This is a genomic window from Erwinia sp. TECH1 (genome assembly GCF_054057575.1).
The window spans coordinates 2,375,669-2,388,690 of sequence record NZ_JBSRZK010000001.1; the positions used below are offsets into that span (position 1 = coordinate 2,375,669).

Consider the following 13,022-nt stretch of genomic DNA (forward strand, 5'->3'; position numbering starts at 1 on the left):
CAGGCCGCCACGTTATGCCTTTTGGCTATATATCATGGTATTTGGGTCTTTGCTGACCCGCGACCGGCCTGACGCTATCCCGTATCATAAGCATCACCAATAACATATTAAAAATAGTCAGTTTATTGACCAGCCTGCGGGCTGCACAACACGGGATAAAACAGGCGACAAATGATAGTTTTGCGTAATGTTTCCAAAACCTTTCACGCCGCGGCTGGCCCGGTGACGGCGGTTGATGATGTGAATCTCAACGTCGAACAGGGGCAGATTTACGGCATTATCGGCTACAGCGGCGCGGGGAAAAGTACGCTGATCCGCCTGCTGAACGGACTGGAAAAACCGACTTCCGGCAGCGTCACTATTGCAGGTAAAGATATCGCGCAGGCGAAGGGCGAGGCGCTGCGTCAGGCGCGTCTGAAAATCAGCATGGTGTTTCAGCACTTCAACCTGCTCTGGTCGCGTACCGTCAGCGAAAATATTGCCTTTTCGCTGCAAATCGCCGGCGCGCCCAAAGCCGCCATCAAAACGCGCGTGCAGGAGCTGATCGAACTGGTCGGCCTGAAGGGTAAAGAGCACGCCTATCCTGCTCAGCTGAGCGGCGGGCAGAAGCAGCGCGTAGGTATCGCTCGCGCACTGGCCAATAATCCGGAAGTGTTGCTGTGCGATGAGGCGACTTCGGCGCTGGATCCACAGACAACCGACGCCATTCTCGATCTGCTGCTGGATATCAACCGCAAGCTAAAGCTGACTATCGTGCTGATTACGCATGAAATGCACGTAGTGCGTAAAATCTGTCACCGCGTGGCGGTGATGGAAGCGGGCAGAATCGTGGAAGAAGGCGAAGTGCTGTCGGTATTTACTCATCCGCAGCAGCCGATTACCCGACAGTTCGTCAAGCAAACGGCAGAGTACAGCAGCGCCGAGACGCCGTTTAACCCTGAACTGATTGACCGCACGGCGGGCAGCGTGCTGAAGCTGACCTTTGTCGGCCAGAACACGCAGCAGCCGATCGTAGGCGAACTGACGCTGAAATACGGCACGCCTTTTAATATTTTGCACGGCAAGATGACGCAAACCACCAACGGCACTTTCGGCGAGCTGTGGTTACAGGTTGCCGCCACCGGCAGCGCGCTGGAAAACATCCTGGCCGATTTACACGCCCACGCCATTACGACCGAGGTGGTTCATGACTGAGACTCTTTTCCCCCATCTGAAGCTTGATCAGCTTTGGGCGGCAACCTGTGAAACCCTGTATATGACCTCGCTGTCCGGCGTGGCGACCTTTGTGCTGGGCATTTTGTTCGGTCTGGCGCTGTTTCTGACCGCGCGCGGCGGCCTGTTTCAGAACCGCGCCGTTTATTCGGTGATTTCGGTACTGGTTAACGTCTTCCGCTCCATTCCTTTTATTATCCTGATTGTTTTGCTGATCCCGTTCACCAAAACGTTAATCGGCACCATTCTGGGCGCGGATGCGGCTTTGCCCGCGCTGATTGTCGGCGCGGCACCGTTCTATGCCCGACTGGTCGAAATTGGCCTGCGCGAAGTGGATAAAGGCGTGATTGAGGCTTCCCGCTCAATGGGCGCGCAGCTGAGCACGCTGATCTTTCGCGTACTGCTGCCGGAATCTTCACCGGCGCTGGTTTCCGGTATGACGGTAACGCTGATTGCGCTGGTCAGCTACAGCGCGATGGCCGGGGTGATCGGCGCGGGCGGTTTGGGTAACCTGGCCTATCTGGAGGGCTTCCAGCGCAACCACAGCGATGTCACGCTGGTGGCGACGGTTATGATCCTGATTATCGTTTTTATTATTCAGTTTATTGGCGATTTCATCACAACACGGCTCGACAAACGCTAACTCACGAAGGAAGTAATAATGAAAAAGACACTGACGCTGCTGGCTGCGGCAACCCTGGGGGCGCTGAGCCTGAGCGCATGGGCAGACACCCTGACCATCGGCGCATCCAACGTGCCGCACGCGGAAATCCTGGAGCAGGCTAAGCCGATTCTGGCGAAGCAGGGCATCGATCTGGAAATCAAACCTTTCCAGGACTACATCCTGCCGAACACCGCGCTGGCCAGCCGCGATATCGATGCGAACTATTTCCAGCACGTACCTTATCTGAACAGCGTGCTGAAAGATCATGCCGACGACAAGAGCTATGATTTTGTCAGCGCGGGCGCAATCCATATCGAGCCGATTGGCATCTACTCTAAAAAGTACAAATCGCTGAAAGACCTGCCGCAGAACGGCAAAGTTATTATGCGCGACGCGGTATCGGAAGAAGGGCGTATCCTTTCTATCTTTGAGAAAGAAGGCGTCATCAAACTGAAGCCGGGCGTGAGCAAAGTTGACGCGCGCATCAGCGATATCGTGGAAAACCCGAAACATCTGAAGTTCCTGGCTAACGTGGAAGGCGCACTGCTGCCGCAAATGTATAATAACGACGAAGGCGATGCGGTAGTAATTAACGCTAACTACGCTATCGACGCAGGCCTGGATCCGGTAAAAGATCCGATTGCAGTTGAGAGCGGCGAAAATAACCCTTACGCCAATATTATTACCGTGCATCGCGGCGACGAAAACAAGCCGGATATTAAAGCGCTGGTGACGGTGCTGCATTCTAAGCAAATCCAGGACTGGATCCGCACCAAATATAAAGGCGCGGTTATTCCTGTTAATAACTGATTGCTGTTTAATAAAAAAGGCCGGGAAACCGGCCTTTTTTTGGCGCTCGCACACTTACAGAACCTCCATCAGTCAGCACAGAAAACGGGCAGTGCCTTTGTTGTATATGGCTAAAGGAACGACGATATTATAAATCAGGCTGCCGGATCTCCTGCAGCATAAAATTGCCTGCTTTATCTTTTTGCAGTCGGATAGTCTTGCTTAACCTGTATCTTTCAGCATCGTTATTCGTGGATATTCCCATAAGTATGGCGTAATCGCCCTCCTGCCAGTTAATGTCAGGATAAGAAACGCATTCGCCTGCCGGAATCACAGGCAAGGTAGACTGAGGTTCAGATTGCCAGAAGATTTACCCTTTTTTTCCGGTGATTTTTGTTACGGATACGCCTCTGTTTTGGAGCAGGCGGCTTTTTTTTTGAATATTATAAGGCGCGGAAAAGCAAGGCATGTTTTCTTTTAGCACGACATCCAGCGGGTAAAAGTAAGGCTTTTCAAGGTGACAGCCGCTTACCAGCAGCACGCAGGCTAGCGTTATTTTTATCATGGTAAATTCCTTTTAGCTGAAGGATCGCTCAGAAATCCCCGCATTACCCATTCATACTTAGCAAGAAGATCGGGCCCGATAAGACCCTCGAAGTTAGCTACCGCTTCAAAATTCGATCGGCCAAATGTTATTAGCCAGAAATAGTCGGCAATGATGCAGGCCTGAGCTTCTAACCTGAACTCAAGAGTATTGGCGGTGGCGAGGCAAGAATAAAGGAACAGCATAAAAACACCGTTTCAGGCAAAATACTCGCAACCTGGGGCGAGCAGTTTTGTGGTCTGTATTGATTTTTTGGATGTCACTGCTTTTTCTTTTATCTCCTTTTTTCTGATGGGGTTATAGCGTTTGCGACTACACCAGACCCGGAAAACGACGGGATTTATTTTATGATTTTATTAAAAAATATATCACATATTATATTTGAGGTGATGAAGAAAATAATTATTTTAATTAGTTCATAACCATCCCAAAAATTAAAAACGATAAATGAAAATATAAAAGTCAAAAGTAACGGTAAGCGAAAACAGAAAATATCCCATAAAATATCCCATAAAATATCCTTCCATAGGAATTTAAATGCCTTTTTCATTTTATGAGCCTCACTATATCCGATGCGATTTGTTCGTCAGTTAATGCGTGCCGAAATTTATGATCTATTTTTGTGACAACGGGCTCTATCAGAAAATAGAGCATTTCTACTTCAGTATTATAAAATTTTGTGTACAGGATAGGGTTGATTAATTTTAGCCGGTCTGCAGCGTCAATAGCAATTTTTACGTAACCATAACCACCTAAAACAATGGTGCTTTTCCTGGATATACTGGTCAATGTGCTTTCCAGCGTTGCCCTTAGTCCTGCGCTCATATAAATTGTAGACGCAATAGAGTAAGCAATAGAGCGATTTGTGAAATTCACAGTTGCATAATCGGCGCTAAGCTTTGTCAGGATTCTGTTTAAATTTAATCTCCTCTCATAATGAATCTCGCTAAATACGTCTTCAGTAAATATTTTTAGCATGTATTTTATAACATTATCTTTGACCTGTACGTCGGAGTAATTATTTTTCTTTTCTCCGAATTCAAAGCCAATATGCGGTAATTTAAAATGAAAGGTCGGAATAATTTTCAAGATGGACCTAATAAACCTTACATCTTCTTTTCTGATTTTCTCACAAACATCCTGATAATTTTCTCTTAAACATGATGAATACCAACTTAGACGTTCGACTCCGTTGTATATCAATTCGCCTTGTTTTAACGCTTCTCTACCTACTTCCTTGACTCCTTTTTCCAGAACTAAAGCCAGATAGTTCTCGGCTTCCAGTTTCTTTATTATTGCTGCGTTATAACTCATGCTCACTCCTGTGCGTTATCTCCTTTGAATGCCTCAGTTACTATGTGGTTTTTTGGTCATTATGTAAACATGGAACTCAGCGGCATTACTGTTTTGCTTGTCAGATTGCGATGGCAAAACTGCTGTGTATAAAAACAGTTCTTACAAGGGTGCAGCGTGGGCGGCAAAGAGAGCAGAATCTTTCTTTTCGGGAGGGCGATCTCTCTTTTTTATGCACTGGTTTACGACTTATTTTTTGATAATTATGAAAAGTATCGTCGGCGGCTTTTATATGAAAGCGCAGCGCCATAATAATCTGGCGCTGCCGGCAACAAAATCAGATGCCGCTATTTAAACAGCCCGACCCAATCGTTTTTACCTCCGTCTGCACGCCCGGCATCATCAGCGTCAGGCCGCGGATCAGCTCATCACCCGCTTCCAGCAGCGCCTCATACGGCATTGACGGCAGGCTTTCCAGTACAAACCACATTTGCGTGGCCTGGGCATTCAGCCGGGTACGCACGCCCTGACGCCAGTTCCAGCGGCGACAGGTCACGCCCTGGTCGTCACGCCAGATAACTTCACCGACCTCCGGTGATTCCACGGCCGCGCTGCCTTCTTTAACCGTATCAAACAGCTCGCTGCCGTCGGCTATTACCAGGCGCGGCTGGCCCACATAGGCGGCAATATTCTCGCCGCCGACCGGAATGGCGTAGCGAAGGCTGATAGCGTTATACAGATCGACCACTGGATCGATGCCCGGCAGCGTGCCGTCGCGCTGCACGCGTTTCCTCAGCGCTTCCGCCGAACAGGGTGTGCGCTTGGGTTTGGCACCGAACTTTTTAAACGTTTCCGCCCAGTCGGCCAGGTGCGCTGCCGCCCAGGCGGGCGAATCGGCAAGCACCGCCTCGCAGGCCTGGGTAAGAAACGCTTGTGCGATCGAGGGATCGGCCAGCGGCACGGCTTTTACGGTGATACTCAGGGCGCGAAAGCCCGGTGCAAGGTCGGCAATAGCCGGGGCGATTGACGGGGTGACTGAAATCATTCCATAATCCTTCGGTGACTAATTTATCCTATAGTAATGACCGATGACCAAAAAAGTCAATAAAACGACCGAGGCAGGGGCCGATATCGACAGCGTCAGCGCTGCCGTCTCGCGCAGTATTAAAACCCATCGCAAGGCGCAAAAGCTTTCGCTGGACGAGCTGGCCCGCCGCGCGGGGGTCAGTAAAGGGATGCTGGTGGAAACCGAAAAGGGCACGGCGAACCCCAGTATCGGTATTTTATGTAAAATCGCCGCCGCGCTTGGCTTGTCGGTGGCGGATATCGTCAACGTTACCGATTCGCCTTCTGCATGGCTTATCACTCGCGAGGAGATCCCTACGCTATGGCAGGGCGAAAAGGGCGGTTCCGCGCGGCTGCTGGCCGGCACGCGTGGGCCGGATATGATTGAGCTGTGGCGCTGGGAAATGCATCCGGGCGAAAGCTTTTCCTCTACGGGTCATCCGGCGGGCACGCTGGAGCTGCTGCATGTCGAAGAAGGCACGCTAAACCTGCAAACCGAAAGCGCCGCGCTGACGGTTAACGCGGGCTGCTCGGCCGTCGCCAGAACGGATATGGCGCACCGCTATGCCAACGAGACTCAGAGCCTGCTGATCTTTACGATGACCGTGGCCGAGCTGCATCGGGGCTAAAAGAAAAAGGATATTTGCCTTTCGCCTACAGTACTTTTTCCAGAAAGCGGCGGGTACGCTGATGAACAGGGCGATTCAGCACCCGCTCGGCGCTGCCGCTTTCGACAATTTTGCCATCCACCATAAACACCACGCGATCGGCGACCTGCCGCGCAAAGCCTATCTCATGCGTTACCACTACCAGGGTAACGCCCGAGCGTGCCAGCCTGTTAATCACTTCCAGCACTTCGCCCACCAGCTCAGGATCCAGCGCGGAGGTCGGCTCGTCAAACAGCATCACCTTTGGGTTCAGCGCCAGCGCGCGGGCAATGGCGATGCGCTGCTGCTGGCCGCCGGAAAGCTGTCGGGGCCAGGCGTGCGCCTTTTCGCGCAGGCCGACCGTATCCAGCAGCTCGTAAGCCCGCTCAATTGCCTCGCGGCGCTTCAGCAAACCATGCACGATGGGCGCTTCAATAATGTTGTCCAGCACGGTCATATGCGGAAACAGGTTAAAGTTCTGGAATACGTAACCGACCTGAATGCGTTGTTTCAGAATCGCTTTTTCCTTCAGCTCGTACAGCTTATCGCCCCTGCGGCGATAGCCTACGTAGTCGCCGTCGATCTGAATAAAGCCTTTATCGACGCGTTCCAGATGGTTAATGGTGCGCAAAAGCGTCGACTTGCCGGAGCCGGATGGCCCGAGGATCACGGTGACGGTGCCGGGTTCGATAGTCAGGCTGACATCATCCAACGCTTTAAAGGCGCCGTAGCTTTTACTGATATTGGCGATCTCAATTTTTCCGGCCTGGGTTTGTGGGCGATCGCGCCAGCTGGCGGCGTTCTCGTCGCGATTTAGTTCAAGCGCTTCTGACATCAGAACTCTCCTTAAGCGTTGCCGAACGACGGAACAGCGTTAAGCGGGCGGGGCGCCTCTGCCGCACCACGCCGCGCGCAAAATAGTTTTCGACAAAGTGTTGCAGCACCGACAGGACGGTGGTGATGCACAGATACCAGACGCTAGCCACCATCAGCAGCGGGATGACCTGCTGCGTGCGGTTATAAATAACCTGCACGGTATAAAACAGTTCCGGCATCGACAGCACGTAAACGATAGAGGTGCCTTTCGCCAGGCTAATCACCTCGTTGAAGCCGGTTGGCAGAATAGCGCGCAGCGCCTGTGGCAAAATAATACGAAAGGTGCGGCGATACGGCGGCAGGCCCAGCGCGGCGGCGGCTTCGTGCTGGCCCTGATCGACGCCGACGATGCCGCCGCGAATGATCTCGGCGGTATAGGCGGCCTGCACCAGCGACAGCCCCAGCACCGCTACCGAAAACTGATCCAGCAGATCGGTGGTGGCGTGGGTAAAGAAGGTGATGGAGGTGAAAGGCACGCCCAGCGACAGGCTGTCATACAAATAAGCGAAGTTATAAAGAATAATCAGCACCAGCAGCAGGGGCAGCGAGCGGAACAGCCAGATATAGCTCCACGCCAGCGCGTTCAGCAGCCAGGACCTGGCGAGCCGCGCCAGCGCCAGGCCGGTGCCGAGAATCGAGCCGAACAGCGTGCCCAGCAGGGTCAGCAGCAGCGTTTTCCCCAGCCCGTTTAAAATGGCCGGATCGAAAAACCACTGCGCAAATACTCCCCACTCCCAGCGCGGATTGGTGGCAATGGACTGCACCACGCCGGTAATAATAAAGAGCGCGAACGCTGCGCCCGCCATGCGCCACGGGTAGCGGGCAGGCACAACTTTCAGGACGACATCGTTCGGCGCGTCGGCGTTGTCACGCCAGCCAGCATCCGGGTTTTTCATGGTCACTCCTCAGGCGCTGCGTCGGACAGGCTGGCTGAGCAGCGTTTTGTTAAAGGGCAGGCGGCCGTCAAAGGGCGGCAGCGCATAGCGTTCGGGATCGACCGCCGGATCGAACTGCGGCTGATAACCCTGCGACAGATAGAGCCTGACCGCTTCCGGCTGGCGAAAGCCGGTGGTCAGATACAGCGCGTCATATCCCTGCAGCGCCGCCAGCCGCTCCAGCTCCAGCAGAACCTTTTGCGCCAGGCCCTGACGCCGCATACTGCTGTGCGTCCAGATACGCTTCAGCTCCGCAGTCGTGACGTTGTAACGCTTGAAGGCCCCCATCGCTATCGGCGTTTCATGGCGCAGCAGTACGATAAACGCCCCGTCGGGCGGTGCATAAATTCCCGGCGGCTCTTCTTCCTGCTCGCCAAAATAGTCGCCGTAGCGGGCGCGGTATTCGGCGAACAGCCCGTCGATAATCGGCTCAATTCGCGGATCGTCCGGCGTGGTATGGATAAAGGTTTCTTCAATCATGGCGCGCTCCCGTACTCAGTCGCCTAAACCCGGCGGGTTAATCTCGGAATGGTCGATTTTTTCGATGCTCTCGCCCCAGCGATCCAGCACCTGTAAATAGCTGCCGCTGGCGATGGCGCCGTTGAGTGAGGCCTGTACGGCTTCCACCAGCCCGCTGCCTTTTTTCAGCGTCACGGCGATATTGGCGGTTTTAGGCCAGCCGCCGGCCACCACGCCGACCAGCCTGGTGGTGCCGGTCAGTTTGGCTTTATAGGCGCCGGTAACGTTAGGGCCGAAAGTGGCGTCGGCGCGGCCGGACTGGATCGCCAGCGTGGCGGCGGCATCGTCGGTCACGTAAAGCGGCTGCATAGCGGGCAAGCCTTTCGCCTGATTTTCTTTATCCCACTGCAGCAGGATGGCTTCCTGATTGGTGCCGGAGCCCACGATAATACGTTTGCCGGCAATATCCGGCGCGGCGTCAATTTTGCTGATTTTACTGCTGCTTTTGACGTAGAAGCCCAGCGTGTCCTGACGATAGGTCGCGAAGTCAAACCGCGCTTTGCGTTCTTTAGTCACGGTTATATTGTAAATCGCCGCGTCATATTTCCCGGAGGCGACGCCCAGCGGCCAGTTTTCCCAGGAAGCCGGAACGATTTTTAATTTTAATCCCAGCCCATCGGCAACCAGACGTGCTATATCCGCTTCGCTGCCGATAACCGTTTTATTATCGCGGGCAAACAGGCCGAACGGCGGCGCGCTGCCCAACACTGCCGTAGCCACCGTCAATGTGCCGGGCGTAACAAATTTATAATTAGCCGGGATCAGCGAAGCCGCCTGAGGGTTTAACGGCGTATGCACCGGCTTTTCATTAGCGATTAAATCTATTCCCGGCGCGGCCTGGGCGCTCAGGCTCAGGCCCAGCAGCAGCGCCAGCGCGCTTAAGCGGTTGCTATTCATCATTTTATCCCTGCGTTTTGTTTTTCTGCACTATTCAGGATGCGGCAGGGCAAGTAAAACAACAAAAACAAATAAAGATAGCGGGAAATAATCTTTTCCCGTGAGCCGTAATAATTTCATTGTTATGCAAAAGCTAAGCTGTAATTAATATTTAGCGTCGCCGTTTTTATATGGAATTCTCGCTGAAAGTATTCAGAGAGAATAAATTATGTCTTATCAGTTAAGTCTTTTAGATCAAAGCCCGGTGGACGAAGGGCAAACGCCGCAGGCCGCGCTGGCGGCGACGCTTGCCTTTGCCCGCACGGCGGAGCGGCTGGGCTACCACCGGCTGTGGGTGTCTGAACATCACGACAACGAGCGCCTGGCGGGCAGCTCGCCGGAAGTGCTGATAGCCTGGCTTCTGGCCCACACCAGCCGGTTACGCATCGGCTCCGGCGGCGTGATGCTGCAACACTACAGTCCTTACAAGGTGGCGGAAAATTTTCATTTGCTGGCTTCGCTGGCAACCGGGCGCGTCGATTTAGGCGTTGGCAAAGCGCCGGGCGGGTTGCCGCTTTCCACCAAAGCTTTGCAGGGTGAACTGGCAGGGCAAAAGGATTTTCCCGCGCTGCTGGCGCAGTTAACCCGCTATCTTGACGCCGTGACCGAACCGGCCAGCGGTGAAGCCGCCAGAGCGCTGCCGGCGCCATCACACTCGCCGTCGCGCTTTCTGCTGGGTGCCAGTGCGGAAAGCGCCCGGCTGGCCGCGCATCTGGGATGGAACTTTGTCTATGCCGGTTTTATTAACGCCTCTGAGCAGGCGATGCGGGAAGCGGTGCTGACCTTTCACGAGTACGCGCAGCAGGGTAAGGCGCTGATCAGCCTGGCGGCGCTGGCGGCCGACACCACTGAGGAAGCGGCTTCGCTACTGGCCGAACAGCATAACTATCGCGTCACGCTTGGCGAACGGCACGTGACCGTCGGCAGCGAAGCGCAGGCGCTGGCTTTTGTCCAGCAGGCGGGCGCGGCGGATTACCGTATTGTAAAGCAGGCGCTGAACGTGCTGCACGGCACCGCCGACGTTATCCACCAGCGGCTGGCCGCGTTACAGCAAAGCCTTAAGGTCGACGAATTTATTCTGCATACGCCGCTAAGCAATCCCGCGCGGCGTCTGCGTTCCATTACTCTGCTGGCGGGCCAGCATTAAGGAGATCGTATGAGCACCCACATCAAATTCGGCCTGATGCTGCACGGCGCGGGCGGCCATATGAATGCATGGCGTCATGCCAGCGCGCCGGCCGATGCCAGCGTAAACTTCCGCTACTTTACCGATCTGGCACAGCAGGCGGAGGCGGCAGGGTTCGATTTCCTTTTCGTCGCCGACGGGCTGCACATCAACGAGAAGTCGCTGCCGCATTTCCTTAATCGCTTCGAGCCCGTGGCGCTGCTGTCGGCGCTGGCCGCGGTCACGCAGCGAATTGGGCTGGCGGGCACGATTTCTACTTCGTACAGCGATCCTTTCACCGTTGCCCGTCAGCTGGCGACGCTGGATAATATCAGCGGCGGCCGGGCCGGCTGGAACGTGGTGACCTCGCCGCTGGAAGGCTCGGCGCAGAACTTCGGTAAAGCGCATCCGGCGCACTCGCTGCGCTACGAGATTGCCGAGGAATATATTAACGTGGTGCAGGGATTATGGGATTCCTGGGAGGACGACGCCTTCGTGCGCGATCGCGACAGCGGCGTTTTTTTTGACGCGGCCAAACTGCACAGGCTGAATCACCAGGGCAAATTTTTCTCGGTAGCCGGGCCGCTGAATATTCAGCGTTCGCCGCAGGGGCAGCCGGTGATTTTCCAGGCGGGCGCGTCCGATACCGGCATCGGCCTGGCCGGAAAATCCGCCGATGCGGTATTCACCAACGCGCGCACGCTTGCGGAAGCGCAGAGCTATTCGCGGAAGCTACAGGCCAGCGTTGCCGCCAACGGGCGCGATCCGGTAGCTATCTTTCCCGGCATCAGCCCCATTATTGGCAAAACGCCGGAAGAGGCCGAAGCGAAATATCAGCATTTGCTGTTGCTGCTTTCCCTTGACGATGCGCTGGCCTATCTGGGGCGCTTCTTCGAGCATCATGATTTCAGCCAGTACGATCCGGACGGACCTTTCCCGGACGTTGGCGAGCTGGGGCAGAACAGCTTCCGTTCCACTACCGACAGCATCAAGCATCGGGCGCGGGAAGAGCAACTGACGCTGCGTCAGGTAGCTTATGAAACCACGCTGCCGCGCGGCGAATTCTTCGGTACGCCGCAGCAGGTGGCCGACGCGCTGATTGCATGGGTAGAAAAGGGCGGCGCGAGCGGTTTTATCCTCAGCGGCCCGGTGCTGGTGGAGTCGCTACGCGATATCACGCGTGATGTGCTGCCGATACTGGCGGCGCGCGGCTACTGGCAGCCTTCTGACGAAACCACGCTGCGAGGCAGGCTGGGGCTGCCGTTTAAAGTCAATCGTTACGCTGAGCCGGTGCCGGAGCTGGTTGAAAACCAATAAGATTGATGACGGGCGGCGTCGTGCCGCCCGTGTCCGGGCCTACTGTGGTTTCTTATCCAGCGTCCAGGTGGCGCTGCTGACTTCCACCTTCACCGGCAGCAGGCCAATCTGCGTGAATTTATCGGCCAGCGCCTGCTGCTGGCTGAACACCTCCGGCGTCATCCTTTGCGCGCCAAAAGGCATTCTGGCGAGGGCTTTTTGCCAGATCGGCTGCGGCAGGCCGGTTGAGGATGAGAGGATCTTCGCCGTTTCTTCGGGATGGCCGTTAGCCCAGTCGCTGAGCTTGCCCAATTCGCCCAGCACTTTTTCCGCCGTTTGCGGGTGCGCTTCCGCAAATTTACGGCTGGCCAGATAGAAGGTGTAATGCGGCACCAGTCCTTCCGCGTTTTGCACTATTCTGGCGCTGGCGTTAGTCTCTACTTCCGCCAGGTAAGGATCCCAGATAACCCAGGCGTCCACTGCGCCACGCTGGAAGGCGGCGCGGGCATCGGCAGGCGGCAGGTAAACCGGCTTGATATCCTTATAGCTCAGCCCGGCTTTTTCCAGCGCGGTAATCAGCAGATAGTTAACGTCCGAGCCCTTGTTCAGCGCCACGCGTTTGCCTTTCAGATCGGCGACATTTTTAATGGAAGAAGCCTGCGGCACCACAATGGCTTCGGTTTTAGGGTTAGCGAGCGAGTGGCCCAGATAGACCAGTTCGGCCTGTGCGGCCTGAGCAAAGGCGGGCGGCGCGTCGCCCGTTGCGGCCAGATCGATGCTGCCGACGTTCAGTCCTTCCAGCATTTGCGGCCCGGCCGGAAATTCTACCCAGCGTACCTGAATGCCCTGTTTTTTAAATTCGTCGTCCAGCGTGCCGCGATATTTCAGCAGCGCGAAAATATTCGCTTTCTGATAGCCGATATTGACCGTTTCCGGCTGGCTTGCCGCCAGCGCCTGCTGTGAAGTGGCCGCCAGAACCAGCGCGGCAAGGCTGCTAACAAGATAATTTTTCATGGTTTTC

At 54.9% G+C, this 13,022-nt stretch carries 16 protein-coding genes; 7 read left to right on the forward strand and 9 right to left on the reverse strand.

Annotated features, from left to right (window positions below; genetic code table 11):
- The first annotated feature begins 171 nt into the window (after positions 1-171).
- From ACVWZ0_RS11125 to ACVWZ0_RS11135, 3 genes are read left to right on the forward strand one after another with little or no spacing between them, the layout of a single operon-like run.
- A complete protein-coding gene (locus ACVWZ0_RS11125) occupies positions 172-1,194 on the forward strand; it encodes a methionine ABC transporter ATP-binding protein (RefSeq protein WP_253454209.1) in 1,023 nt (340 codons plus the stop codon).
- Complete coding sequence (locus tag ACVWZ0_RS11130; RefSeq protein ID WP_253454207.1) at positions 1,187-1,855, forward strand: methionine ABC transporter permease; 669 nt, start codon at positions 1,187-1,189, stop codon at positions 1,853-1,855. The genes ACVWZ0_RS11125 and ACVWZ0_RS11130 overlap by 8 nt, the downstream gene beginning before the upstream one ends.
- Before the next feature lie 18 nt (positions 1,856-1,873).
- Positions 1,874-2,686, forward strand: coding sequence for a MetQ/NlpA family ABC transporter substrate-binding protein (locus tag ACVWZ0_RS11135; RefSeq protein ID WP_253454205.1), 813 nt, complete (start codon positions 1,874-1,876; stop codon positions 2,684-2,686).
- A gap of 349 nt (positions 2,687-3,035) precedes the next feature.
- On the opposite strand, the gene ACVWZ0_RS11140 is transcribed toward ACVWZ0_RS11135, so the two are convergent.
- The 3 genes from ACVWZ0_RS11140 to ACVWZ0_RS11150 all read right to left on the reverse strand — a co-directional run bounded on the left by ACVWZ0_RS11140 (position 3,036) and on the right by ACVWZ0_RS11150 (position 4,583).
- Complete coding sequence (locus ACVWZ0_RS11140) at positions 3,036-3,230, reverse strand: hypothetical protein (RefSeq protein WP_253454203.1); 195 nt, start codon at positions 3,228-3,230, stop codon at positions 3,036-3,038.
- Positions 3,227-3,454 carry a hypothetical protein gene (locus ACVWZ0_RS11145; protein ID WP_253454201.1) on the reverse strand — a complete coding sequence of 76 codons (228 nt, stop codon included), beginning with the start codon at positions 3,452-3,454 and terminating at the stop codon, positions 3,227-3,229. Before ACVWZ0_RS11145 ends, ACVWZ0_RS11140 begins: the two co-directional genes overlap by 4 nt.
- A 361-nt stretch (positions 3,455-3,815) precedes the next feature.
- Entirely contained in the window at positions 3,816-4,583 is a 768-nt protein-coding gene (locus tag ACVWZ0_RS11150) for a hypothetical protein (protein WP_253454199.1), read from the reverse strand.
- Between the two features lie 124 nt (positions 4,584-4,707).
- Between ACVWZ0_RS11150 and ACVWZ0_RS11155 the strand changes: the two genes are divergently transcribed.
- Complete coding sequence (locus ACVWZ0_RS11155; protein WP_253454197.1) at positions 4,708-4,917, forward strand: hypothetical protein; 210 nt, start codon at positions 4,708-4,710, stop codon at positions 4,915-4,917.
- Here ACVWZ0_RS11155 and ACVWZ0_RS11160 read toward each other — a convergent pair.
- Positions 4,900-5,607, reverse strand: coding sequence for a B3/B4 domain-containing protein (locus ACVWZ0_RS11160; protein WP_253454194.1), 708 nt, complete (start codon positions 5,605-5,607; stop codon positions 4,900-4,902). The genes ACVWZ0_RS11155 and ACVWZ0_RS11160 overlap by 18 nt on opposite strands.
- Before the next feature lie 43 nt (positions 5,608-5,650).
- Here ACVWZ0_RS11160 and ACVWZ0_RS11165 point away from each other — a divergent pair, with 43 nt between their 5' ends.
- The gene (locus ACVWZ0_RS11165; protein ID WP_253454192.1) at positions 5,651-6,256 is read left to right on the forward strand and encodes a helix-turn-helix domain-containing protein; all 606 of its coding nucleotides are present in this window, start codon (positions 5,651-5,653) and stop codon (positions 6,254-6,256) included.
- Positions 6,257-6,281: 25 nt separating this feature from the next.
- On the opposite strand, the gene ACVWZ0_RS11170 is transcribed toward ACVWZ0_RS11165, so the two are convergent.
- From ACVWZ0_RS11170 to ACVWZ0_RS11185, 4 genes are read right to left on the reverse strand one after another with little or no spacing between them, the layout of a single operon-like run.
- Entirely contained in the window at positions 6,282-7,109 is an 828-nt protein-coding gene (locus ACVWZ0_RS11170; protein WP_253454190.1) for an amino acid ABC transporter ATP-binding protein, read from the reverse strand.
- The gene (locus ACVWZ0_RS11175; protein WP_253454189.1) at positions 7,093-8,046 is read right to left on the reverse strand and encodes an amino acid ABC transporter permease; all 954 of its coding nucleotides are present in this window, start codon (positions 8,044-8,046) and stop codon (positions 7,093-7,095) included. Before ACVWZ0_RS11175 ends, ACVWZ0_RS11170 begins: the two co-directional genes overlap by 17 nt.
- Before the next feature lie 9 nt (positions 8,047-8,055).
- Positions 8,056-8,565, reverse strand: a complete 510-nt coding sequence (locus ACVWZ0_RS11180; protein WP_253454187.1) for a GNAT family N-acetyltransferase — start codon at positions 8,563-8,565, stop codon at positions 8,056-8,058.
- Positions 8,566-8,580: 15 nt separating this feature from the next.
- The gene (locus tag ACVWZ0_RS11185) at positions 8,581-9,504 is read right to left on the reverse strand and encodes an ABC transporter substrate-binding protein (RefSeq protein ID WP_253454185.1); all 924 of its coding nucleotides are present in this window, start codon (positions 9,502-9,504) and stop codon (positions 8,581-8,583) included.
- 205 nt (positions 9,505-9,709) lie between these two features.
- On the opposite strand from ACVWZ0_RS11185, the gene ACVWZ0_RS11190 reads away from it, so the two are divergent.
- A complete protein-coding gene (locus ACVWZ0_RS11190) occupies positions 9,710-10,687 on the forward strand; it encodes an MsnO8 family LLM class oxidoreductase (protein ID WP_253454183.1) in 978 nt (325 codons plus the stop codon).
- Between the two features lie 9 nt (positions 10,688-10,696).
- Positions 10,697-12,022, forward strand: a complete 1,326-nt coding sequence (locus ACVWZ0_RS11195) for an LLM class flavin-dependent oxidoreductase (protein WP_253454181.1) — start codon at positions 10,697-10,699, stop codon at positions 12,020-12,022.
- 39 nt (positions 12,023-12,061) lie between these two features.
- On the opposite strand, the gene ACVWZ0_RS11200 is transcribed toward ACVWZ0_RS11195, so the two are convergent.
- On the reverse strand, positions 12,062-13,015 hold the full coding sequence (locus ACVWZ0_RS11200; protein ID WP_253454179.1) for an aliphatic sulfonate ABC transporter substrate-binding protein: 954 nt from the start codon (positions 13,013-13,015) through the stop codon (positions 12,062-12,064).
- Between the last annotated feature and the right edge of the window lie 7 nt (positions 13,016-13,022).

Excerpts from the sequence above, each read along its gene's own strand:
- ACVWZ0_RS11150 (WP_253454199.1), bottom strand. The coding sequence starts at position 4,583 with ATGAGTTATAACGCAGCAATAATAAAGAAACTGGAAGCCGAGAACTAT.
- ACVWZ0_RS11175 (WP_253454189.1), bottom strand. The coding sequence starts at position 8,046 with ATGAAAAACCCGGATGCTGGCTGGCGTGACAACGCCGACGCGCCGAAC.
- ACVWZ0_RS11130 (WP_253454207.1), top strand. The coding sequence starts at position 1,187 with ATGACTGAGACTCTTTTCCCCCATCTGAAGCTTGATCAGCTTTGGGCG.
- ACVWZ0_RS11190 (WP_253454183.1), top strand. The coding sequence starts at position 9,710 with ATGTCTTATCAGTTAAGTCTTTTAGATCAAAGCCCGGTGGACGAAGGG.
- ACVWZ0_RS11140 (WP_253454203.1), bottom strand. The coding sequence starts at position 3,230 with ATGATAAAAATAACGCTAGCCTGCGTGCTGCTGGTAAGCGGCTGTCAC.
- ACVWZ0_RS11135 (WP_253454205.1), top strand. The coding sequence starts at position 1,874 with ATGAAAAAGACACTGACGCTGCTGGCTGCGGCAACCCTGGGGGCGCTG.
- ACVWZ0_RS11200 (WP_253454179.1), bottom strand. The coding sequence starts at position 13,015 with ATGAAAAATTATCTTGTTAGCAGCCTTGCCGCGCTGGTTCTGGCGGCC.
- ACVWZ0_RS11180 (WP_253454187.1), bottom strand. The coding sequence starts at position 8,565 with ATGATTGAAGAAACCTTTATCCATACCACGCCGGACGATCCGCGAATT.
- ACVWZ0_RS11170 (WP_253454190.1), bottom strand. The coding sequence starts at position 7,109 with ATGTCAGAAGCGCTTGAACTAAATCGCGACGAGAACGCCGCCAGCTGG.
- ACVWZ0_RS11195 (WP_253454181.1), top strand. The coding sequence starts at position 10,697 with ATGAGCACCCACATCAAATTCGGCCTGATGCTGCACGGCGCGGGCGGC.
- ACVWZ0_RS11165 (WP_253454192.1), top strand. The coding sequence starts at position 5,651 with ATGACCAAAAAAGTCAATAAAACGACCGAGGCAGGGGCCGATATCGAC.
- ACVWZ0_RS11160 (WP_253454194.1), bottom strand. The coding sequence starts at position 5,607 with ATGATTTCAGTCACCCCGTCAATCGCCCCGGCTATTGCCGACCTTGCA.
- ACVWZ0_RS11125 (WP_253454209.1), top strand. The coding sequence starts at position 172 with ATGATAGTTTTGCGTAATGTTTCCAAAACCTTTCACGCCGCGGCTGGC.
- ACVWZ0_RS11185 (WP_253454185.1), bottom strand. The coding sequence starts at position 9,504 with ATGATGAATAGCAACCGCTTAAGCGCGCTGGCGCTGCTGCTGGGCCTG.
- ACVWZ0_RS11145 (WP_253454201.1), bottom strand. The coding sequence starts at position 3,454 with ATGCTGTTCCTTTATTCTTGCCTCGCCACCGCCAATACTCTTGAGTTC.